The organism is Acidisphaera sp. L21, assembly GCF_009765685.1.
Taxonomy (GTDB): domain Bacteria; phylum Pseudomonadota; class Alphaproteobacteria; order Acetobacterales; family Acetobacteraceae; genus LMUY01.
Genome location: NZ_LMUY01000086.1, coordinates 1 through 2,216 on the forward strand (window position 1 = coordinate 1; position 2,216 = coordinate 2,216).

Genomic DNA, 2,216 nt, shown 5'->3' on the forward strand with positions numbered 1-2,216 from the left:
CGTTGTAACGTATCGGCGAGAATGCCATCAAGCTCAGCTATGACGTCCGCTAATCCTCCTTTATGGACGTTATCTTGGAGGGTTTCCAGTTTCCGCTTGCCCGACGTATCCTCGTGAAGGAGGGCGAGAAGGGTTGCAGTGTTGATCAGTGCGGCTTTGCTGCGAAAGCCATCGCAGAAACCAACAATACGACGGCCCTCGCCGCTCAGCTGTCGCCGCTGAGACGCTTCTGGGTTGGTTTGAGCGCCTCTACATGCGCTTCAAGCCCACCGATCCGCCGGGCAAGGTCTGACATCACAACGTTTGTCGCTCCCATCGCTGCTGTGGAAGCGGCTGCCTCGGCCTTGGTGACGACGATCTCTTCGCGTGCCTCAAGGCGGGTCAAGCGGTCTGAGAGAGCGGAAGTTTCGCGCTGGAGTGCAGCCAGGGCCTCGCCCTGCTTAGCCTGATTGTCGAAGAGACCCTCGACCTTTCGGGCCAGTCTCCAGAGGGTTGCCGGCGACGGAAAACCAAACGCCACTATGCTCGGCGCCGGGCCTGATCTTCAAGAACACCGTTCACGAGCGCCTCTGAGGCAGCTGACTTCTCGTCGATGGACTGGAGCAGGCGGTCCCAGTCCCGCTGGCTCGGGTAGACGCCTCGCGTCTTTGCGCGCAGGTTCTGCATCCGCGAGGATGGCCGGAGAGTGGAGATCACCTTGGTCAGAGCCTTGGTCATCGTTGATCCGTCGTGCAGCGGTTCATGGTGGTATCTTACATCAGCGGTGCGCCAGTTCAATGTCGCTGAAAAGTCGCTTCAATAAATATAGTAACTTAGTAATCTACCTATCCTGAGTGCAAGTTATGAGACTAGCCGTGCCCAATCTAATCTTGAGAACGATCTGTCGGTGGACAGTGCCCGCGTATTTGCAACGGCGGCTCCTGTTGCATTTGGCCAGAAAGCCGAGAAATCGTCAGTGCCGACCATGCAGGCTTGATTGGAACTTTACAGTAATCTAACTTACGAGACTACAACGTACCTACCTATCTACAAAGATCATTATCAAGGGTCGGCCGAGCAGATCATCGACTTGCTCGAGTAGGGCCAGCGCCCCTGGGTCAAGCCGTGAAACCCGGACGCTGCCGGCGGACCCGCCTCCCCCACCATACAGGGCGGTATCGGGGCATCAACACCTTGCTGCTGGGGATGTCTCCCCTCGCCTTCTCTACCGGCGATCTTCGCTGGTACAGCTACAAACAGGCCAACGCGCCTGGTTGGCAGGTTCGCTAGGCGAGAAATCCACTGGCACCCTCTTCTACAAACAATTGGCGGCGAAGAACGACAAAGTGCACCAGAGAGTGATGACCGCAGCGGCACGGATTACGGCATCAAGGCTCCCACAGGGGAGGAGGCAACCTGGGGGGGTGCCGAGGCTGCCGATGTGATCCTGCAGAACAGGGGAGCTGCCGTTCGGGTCGGCAAAGACCGGACGTTCTACTCACCCCAGACCGACCACATCCAGTTGCCTTCCAAGCAGGAGTTTGCCGGGCGGAACGCGAGGGCATCCGTAATGCTCCGCAAGCTATTACAGTGGTCTCGCCATGAGAGCCGGCTGGACCGCGACCTGCGGAACAGGTTCGTGTCAAATGCCTACGCCGCCGAGGACCTGAGAGCCGAGCTCGACTCCGTGTTCATGGCTCGGAAGCAGGACTCCCATGGGACTTCCAAACCGAGCAAGCTAGCTAGCAGGCTGCATTACTAACTTACGCGATTGCAAGCTTGATATAGCCCTTGCTGCGTTCGATGCGTAGAAGATGGCGGACTACGTGCGGGCGTTCCACCCGGCGGACGCGGAGCAGGTGATGGCTGCCGCTGATCCAAAGGTCGGGACTGGAGAGAGGGCGCATGCCGAGCTGGCAAGGCCGCCAGCGGTTCGGACGATGGGGGTGGTGCTTTGAACGCGCGGTGTTGCTCGGGTGGTATGCTCTGAGACACGGGAAGCCTCCGCAAACGCATCAAGGAGATAGAAGATTCGAGAAATCATTCCGGGCGGCTGATCGTAACCTTGCCGCCATCGAGGCCAGCGGAAAGTATTTTAGGAAGGACGGTCTGCCGAGTGCTACGTCTGTGACACAGGCCTTTGTCGCCTCTCATTGGATGAGACCCGCGATTGATCGTCACCGTATCCGGGCATCGCTCACCGCAGCAATCAACCACAGGTCCCCACCCAAGTGCAG

At 58.6% G+C, this 2,216-nt stretch carries 4 protein-coding genes; 2 read left to right on the forward strand and 2 right to left on the reverse strand.

Features of this window, described 5'->3' with window-relative positions; all coding sequences use genetic code 11:
• Positions 1–205 precede the first annotated feature (205 nt).
• Entirely contained in the window at positions 206–520 is a 315-nt protein-coding gene (locus GSQ76_RS17940; protein ID WP_158745514.1) for a hypothetical protein, read from the reverse strand.
• Positions 520–717, reverse strand: coding sequence for a hypothetical protein (locus GSQ76_RS17945; RefSeq protein ID WP_158745515.1), 198 nt, complete (start codon positions 715–717; stop codon positions 520–522). Before GSQ76_RS17945 ends, GSQ76_RS17940 begins: the two co-directional genes overlap by 1 nt.
• A gap of 387 nt (positions 718–1,104) precedes the next feature.
• Between GSQ76_RS17945 and GSQ76_RS32745 the strand changes: the two genes are divergently transcribed.
• Together GSQ76_RS32745 and GSQ76_RS32750 are read left to right on the forward strand one after the other, a co-directional pair.
• Positions 1,105–1,269, forward strand: coding sequence for an ArdC family protein (locus tag GSQ76_RS32745; protein ID WP_158745516.1), 165 nt, complete (start codon positions 1,105–1,107; stop codon positions 1,267–1,269).
• A gap of 151 nt (positions 1,270–1,420) precedes the next feature.
• Entirely contained in the window at positions 1,421–1,741 is a 321-nt protein-coding gene (locus GSQ76_RS32750) for a zincin-like metallopeptidase domain-containing protein (protein WP_158745517.1), read from the forward strand.
• The last annotated feature ends 475 nt before the right edge of the window (positions 1,742–2,216 follow it).